Source organism: Aeromicrobium sp., assembly GCF_025965075.1.
Lineage (GTDB): Bacteria > Actinomycetota > Actinomycetes > Propionibacteriales > Nocardioidaceae > Aeromicrobium.
In genome coordinates this window covers 1-5,793 of record NZ_JAOPXQ010000082.1, presented here as the reverse complement: position 1 = coordinate 5,793, position 5,793 = coordinate 1, and the positions used below count along the sequence as shown (strand labels likewise).

Below are 5,793 nucleotides of genomic sequence, written 5' to 3'. Positions count from 1 at the left end.
CACATGACCACCTACAACGTCGGCTACTTCGTCGGAAGCCTGTCATCGACGTCGATCAACCGCACCCTGTCCAAGGCCCTCATCCGGGTGGCCCCAGACGACCTGGGGTTCAGCGAGATTCCCATCGGGAGCCTGCCGCTCTACAGCCCGGACTTCGACGACGACTACCCGCCTGAAGCCCGAGCGCTCAAGGCGTCGATCGCTGCCGTCGACGCAATACTCTTCGTCACCCCCGAGTACAACCGTTCCATCCCAGGAGCGTTGAAGAACGCGATCGACTGGGCATCCCGACCGTGGGGACAGAACTCCTTCGACCACATCCCAGCCGCGGTGATCGGAGCCTCCGTCGGCCAGATCGGCACCGCCATGGCTCAACAAACCCTGCGGGGTGTGCTCAGCTTCTGCAACGCCCGCCAGATGACCTCACCCGAGGCCTACATCCAGTACTCCGCCGATGTCTTTCAGGGCGACGGCGAGGTCACCAACGACTCCACCCGAGAGTTCCTGGGCGCCTACATGGCCGAGTTCCGCACCTACATCGGCATGGTGCTGACTGTCCTGCCACGACCACAAGCACCGACCGACGGCAGGTAGAACGACATCGCATCGGGGGTCTGATGCTGGTGGGCAACATGCCCAGGACCAACACCCACAGCCGCCCGTCACCTGTTTGCCAGCTCACGGGCGGTTGTGGGCCAATTCGAGCGGGTCAGTGACGGCCAGCGCCGGCCGACAGTTCTTCAACCAAGTTCGCTCAGACCAGCTCCGGAACGTGCAGGTGCGCGTAGGCGAGCTCGAACTCGTGGACGTCGACGATCGTGCCGCCGGCGGCGCTCGCGGCCCGGCTGCGCATGTCGTCCGCCGCCACGCGGCTCTCCTCCATCGAGGCCTGGGAATCCCAGGCAGTCGTGGCGCAGCCCAGGCCGGTCGACCTGTTCATCATCAGGCTGGCGCTGCAGAACCCAGAGGTGCGCTCGAGGTCGGGAAGGATCTGGGCTCGGAACGTCTCCGTCATGGCGTCGAGATCACCCTGGAGCCAGCTGACCCGGCAGCACTCCGCGTGATGCGTGCGGTGCATGACGGCGATCTCCCACTCGTCGATCTGCATGGATCCGCCAAGGATCTCCTTGCCACGGTCGCGTACGGCGCGAAGCCGGTCGCTGCTCGCGGTCATGGTCTCCTCGTTCTCCCAAGAACTCGTGGCGATGCACTGACCGGTCTCGCGGTCGACCAACAAGGACAAGCCTCGACAGCCCTCGATCTCGTCGAGCATCGGCCAGACCTCGTTCTTGATGAACTCGATGCCCGCGTCGATGTTGGCGGGCCTTCCGTGGAATGTGGTGGAACGTGCGTGCACGGCCTGCTCCTCTCAGCAGGGCGGTACCCGGTCCGGCACCGCCGGTTACTCCCTGCTTTACTCCTCTCGTCGTGCAGAGGCCAGACGCGCTCGGACATCTTTTCGGATTTCTCCGTACCAGCGCCACGACCTTCCTGGCCTCGAAGCCGGGCTCCGTCCCGATTCACCCGGAACGGATGAGGCAGGGCCCGCGCCGGGCCGTGTGTACTCGAGCCGAGGTGAGATTTCATGTGTCGTTGGCTCGCATATTCAGGTTCCCGGGTGCCGTTGTACGATCTGCTCTTCAAGCCCGAGAACTCGCTCGTGGTGCAGAGCAGGCACGCCCGGATGGGAGTGGAGGCCATCAACGGGGACGGCTTCGGTCTCGGCTGGTACGGCGCGATGGGGACGCCGGGCATCTTCCGCAGCACCGAGCCGGCGTGGAACGACCGCAACCTGCTGGAGATCGCGACCCAGTCGGTGGCCGACCGGGTCTTCGCGCACATCCGCGCCTCGACCGGCACCGCGATCCAGCAGACCAACTGCCATCCGTTCCGTCACGGCCGATGGCTCTGGATGCACAACGGGGCCATCGCGGACTTCCACGAGGTCAAGCGTGACCTGGCCCTGGCGGTCCTGCCGTCGCTCTTTCCGGACATCGAGGGGTCGACCGATTCCGAGCTCTTCTTCTTCCTGGCCCTGACCTTCGGGCTCGAGCAGGATCCTCCCCGGGCGGTGGCCGCGGCCGTCGGCCTGATCGAGGAGGTCGGGCGACGCCACGGCGTGCAGCACCCGATCCAGATGACGGTGGCGACGACCGACGGTGAGACCACGTGGGTGTTCCGCTACTCCTCGGAGGGCAGGTCCCGCTCGCTGTTCCACACCGTCGACATCTCCACGCTGCGTGAGCAGTATCCCGACAACCCGGTCATCCACGAGCTGTCCGACGACGCGCGGCTGGTCGTGTCCGAGCCGCTGGGCAGCCTGATAGGTGCGTGGGAAGAGGTGCCGGAGTCGACCTGCCTCGTCCTGCGGGGTGGTCGCCTGGCGTCCCACGACTTCTCACCCACCCGCGCGCGGGCCATGGCCTGAGCGCTGCTCGCCGCGGGTCAGTGCAGCAGCGTCTTGGCCAGCACCATCAGCAGCCCCAGCACGCTGGCGCCGAGCGCCTCGACCGCGGCTGTACGCCTGTCGTGTCCCGCGTGCCGGGCGCCGATGTAGCCGACGGCGGCCAGCAGGGCGACGCTGAAGTAGAGCGCCAGCTTTGCCGCATCGAACGTGTCGGCGTCCGTCGCGGCGGCGATGACGAAGACCACCATGGTCGGGATGCCGCCGAGCAGCACGGCCACCTCGGCCCGGGCGGCGTCGACGGCGCGACTGGGGAGGCGGCGCATGTCCCCGTGGAACTGGCTCTCGGCCGCGTGCACGTAGATGTGTGCCAGCCAGTAGATCACCAGCACGAAGCCCCACGACGCGACGACCTTGCCCGCGTCCGCGCCGTGACCACCCGCGGTGACCAGCACGGCCGCGGTCACGATGGCGCCGTACAGCAGGTCCGCGGGGTGCGACCCCTGGAGCCACGAGCCCGCGCTGCGGGATGCGGATGTCCTGTCCACACCTCCACGCTAGCGAGACTTGGCCCGGCGCACGGGGGATCCCAGGACCTTGACCCGCTACTTGTTTTTTGCAAGTGTGGGAAGCGATCATCCCGTACACGTGAAGAGGAGAGACCCCATGACCCAGATGTTCGTCAACCTGCCGGTGACCGACCTGGAGCGCGCGAAGGCGTTCTACACGGCGCTCGGCTTCACGATCAATCCCGCCTTCACCGACCACAACGCGGCCTGCGTCGTCGTCGAGGAGGGTCACAGCTACTTCATGATCCTGGTGCGCGAGTTCTTCCAGACGTTCACGGACCTGCCGCTCGGTGACCCCAAGGTGAGCCCGTCGGTGGCGACCGCGATCTTCCACGACAGCAGGGAGGCGGTCGACACCGTCGCCGCAGCCGGCCTCGCCGCGGGTGGCACGGAGGCGCGTCCGGCGTCGGACTTCGGCTTCATGTACCAGCGCCAGCTCAGCGATCCCGACGGCAACATCCTCGAGCTCGGCTGGATGGACCCGGTCGCGGCCGAGCAGGGCCCCGAGGCGTTCATGAACCAGCAGGCCTGAGTGGTCGCCCGCGACTATGGGCAGTACTGCGGCGTCACGCGCGCCCTGGAGCTGGTGGGGGAGCGCTGGGCCCTGCTCATCGTCCGCGACCTGCTGGTCGGACCGCGGCGCTACAGCGAGCTCGCTGCCGGGCTGCCGCGCATACCGAGCAACATCTTGGCGACCCGGCTCAAGGAGCTGCAGGAGGCGGGCATCCTCCGCCGGGCGCCGCGCTCGCGGGTCATCGTCTACGAGCTCACGGCGTACGGTCGTGAGCTCGAGCCCGTCGTCCACGCCCTCGGGGCCTGGGGCTTCAAGGCGATGGGCGACCCACGCGCCGAGCAGGTCATCACCCCCGACTCGATGACCATGGCGCTGCGCACCGCGTTCCGGCCGCAGGTGGCGGCTGGCCTGCCGGCGACCGCCTACGCTGCGCGCCTCGGTCCCGCCGAGCTGCTCGTCCGGGTGGACGGGTCCGGCCTCGAGGTCACCCGCGGGGACGGACCCGCCGACCTGGCCTTCGCCGCCGGACCGGGCATCCGCAGGCTCATCTCCGGGGAGCTCGCGCCGGACCGCGCCATCGAGACCGGCGTGGTCGAGGTGCTCCGCGGCCGCGGCGCCCTGCTCGCCCGCTTCGCCAACACGTTCCACCTGGCCGCCTGACACGCCGTTTCCGGGAGGAGGAGCCTCGGATGCTGGAGGATCGGTGCGCGGTCGCACCGTACGTCGCGCCTCAGTCCTGCTTGCGCTCCTGCTTCTTGGCCTCGGTCAGGTCGCTGAGGACCTCGGCGTCGGCGCGAGCCTCCGCGGCGGCTTCCGTGGACTGGCGGGCATCGTCGAGCTCGGCCTTGGCCTCCTGCCGTGCGGCCTTCTTCTTGGCCTCGGCGGCGGCGGCCACCCGCTTCTTGCGCTGCTCGACGGTCTCGGTGCGCTTGGCCGCGGTCTTGTCGGCGGCAGCCTTCTTGGCGGCGGCGGTCTTCTCGGCGTTCCGCGCCGCCTGCTGCTTGCCCTGCTCCTCCGCCTGCTTGGCCGCGGCGAGGCCGTCGGATGCGCGCTTCGCGGCGGCCTGACGCTTGGCGGCCGCCTCCTGGCGACCGGCCGCGGCGACGTCGGCGGCCGCATCGCGCCGGGTCTCGGCCCGATCCTCCAGGCGCGCGGCCTTGACGAGGGCGTTCGCCCGCTCGACCCGGGCCACGCCCCGGTCGAGGATGTCGTCGTTGCGCAGGATGGTCCCGGCGAGCTTGTCGGCCGAGCCGATGGCGCGGTCCAGGCTCGTGCGGGGCACGGACGTGTCCGGCAGCCGACGGGACAGCCCGTGGTCGAGGGTCGTGAGGGGGAGTCGGGCCAGCTCGTACGGAAGGGCGATGAGGGTGCTGATCATGGTCATCCTTTGCTCTCGGTCTGGGCGCGGAGCCGGGCAGCCTGCTGCTCGGCGGCAGCGGCCTCGCGCTCGAGGCGCGCCTGGTCGGCCGCGGCCTGCTGTTCGGTGGACGTGGCGTCGGCCGCGAGGGCCTCGGCGTCGTCGAGCCGGGACTCGGCCAGGTCGTCAGCGCGCTGCTGGGCCGCCTGCCGCTCGACGGCCTCCTGCTGTGCCGCCGCACGCTCGGCCTCGGTGTGCTGCTCGGACCGCTCCCGGTCCACGGCGCGCTGGGCACGGTCGGCCGCGTCGTGCGCGGCCTCCTTCTCGGCGGCGGCCTCGCGGTTGGTCTCGCGGAGCTCAGCGGCGGCCTCCTGACGCTTGGCGTCGGCGACGGCCTGGTCGGCGACAGCGGCCTTGCGATGCTTCGCCCCGGCCTGCTGCAGCTGTCCCTCCTCGGTCAGGTCATCGTTGCCCGTCACGGCGCCGGTGACCTCCTTGGCCTTGCCCGCGACGCTGTCGATGAGTCCCTTGCGGGCTCCCGCTGCTGTGTCTGCTTCGTCATGGCTCATGGACCAGGAGTGCCCGAGGCGCCGGACTCGACACGTGCCGGCGCGTGTGACCTCGCACTCACCCGCCCGGTCGGTAGAAAACCTGCCATGTCGGCGATTGAACTGCGCCGCACGCGGTATGTCTACCGAGCCGCGCGCGCCCCTTGGGCGGCGCGGGTCCCCGTCTGTGGACGGGCCCCCCTCGTGCCCGACGCCAGGAAGGACCTCCGATGACCCAGGCTCACCTGACGACTCCTGCGCGGACGGTCGAGGCCGTGCACGACCGCCTGACCGACACCGTTCAGGAGGTCAAGCCCCGGCTGCGCGGCTGGCTCCACGCAGCGACGGCACCCCTGGCGTTCTTCTCGTTCCTGGTCGTACTGGTGATCGCCGAGAGCTCG

8 protein-coding genes are annotated in these 5,793 nt (G+C 69.5%); 4 read left to right on the top strand and 4 right to left on the bottom strand.

Annotation, left to right across the window (positions count from 1 at the left end):
* The coding region (locus tag JWQ91_RS05445; protein ID WP_297781769.1) for an NADPH-dependent FMN reductase at positions 1 to 594 on the top strand (594 nt) is incomplete at its 5' end.
* A gap of 160 nt (positions 595 to 754) precedes the next feature.
* Here JWQ91_RS05445 and JWQ91_RS05440 read toward each other — a convergent pair.
* On the bottom strand, positions 755 to 1,357 hold the full coding sequence (locus JWQ91_RS05440; RefSeq protein ID WP_297781768.1) for a hypothetical protein: 603 nt from the start codon (positions 1,355 to 1,357) through the stop codon (positions 755 to 757).
* Positions 1,358 to 1,618: 261 nt separating this feature from the next.
* Here JWQ91_RS05440 and JWQ91_RS05435 point away from each other — a divergent pair, with 261 nt between their 5' ends.
* The gene (locus tag JWQ91_RS05435) at positions 1,619 to 2,428 is read left to right on the top strand and encodes a class II glutamine amidotransferase (RefSeq protein WP_297781767.1); all 810 of its coding nucleotides are present in this window, start codon (positions 1,619 to 1,621) and stop codon (positions 2,426 to 2,428) included.
* Positions 2,429 to 2,445: 17 nt separating this feature from the next.
* On the opposite strand, the gene JWQ91_RS05430 is transcribed toward JWQ91_RS05435, so the two are convergent.
* Positions 2,446 to 2,952 (bottom strand): hypothetical protein, encoded by a 507-nt coding sequence (locus JWQ91_RS05430; protein ID WP_297781765.1) that lies wholly within the window; start codon positions 2,950 to 2,952, stop codon positions 2,446 to 2,448.
* 118 nt (positions 2,953 to 3,070) lie between these two features.
* Here JWQ91_RS05430 and JWQ91_RS05425 point away from each other — a divergent pair, with 118 nt between their 5' ends.
* Together JWQ91_RS05425 and JWQ91_RS05420 are read left to right on the top strand one after the other, a co-directional pair.
* A complete protein-coding gene (locus tag JWQ91_RS05425; RefSeq protein WP_297781764.1) occupies positions 3,071 to 3,505 on the top strand; it encodes a VOC family protein in 435 nt (144 codons plus the stop codon).
* Positions 3,506 to 4,147, top strand: coding sequence for a helix-turn-helix domain-containing protein (locus tag JWQ91_RS05420; protein ID WP_297781761.1), 642 nt, complete (start codon positions 3,506 to 3,508; stop codon positions 4,145 to 4,147).
* A 70-nt stretch (positions 4,148 to 4,217) separates the two neighbouring features.
* Here the strand turns inward: JWQ91_RS05420 and JWQ91_RS05415 are convergent, their stop codons facing one another.
* Positions 4,218 to 4,865, bottom strand: coding sequence for a hypothetical protein (locus tag JWQ91_RS05415; RefSeq protein ID WP_297781759.1), 648 nt, complete (start codon positions 4,863 to 4,865; stop codon positions 4,218 to 4,220).
* 2 nt (positions 4,866 to 4,867) lie between these two features.
* Complete coding sequence (locus tag JWQ91_RS05410; protein WP_297781757.1) at positions 4,868 to 5,413, bottom strand: hypothetical protein; 546 nt, start codon at positions 5,411 to 5,413, stop codon at positions 4,868 to 4,870.
* Positions 5,414 to 5,793 lie beyond the last annotated feature (380 nt).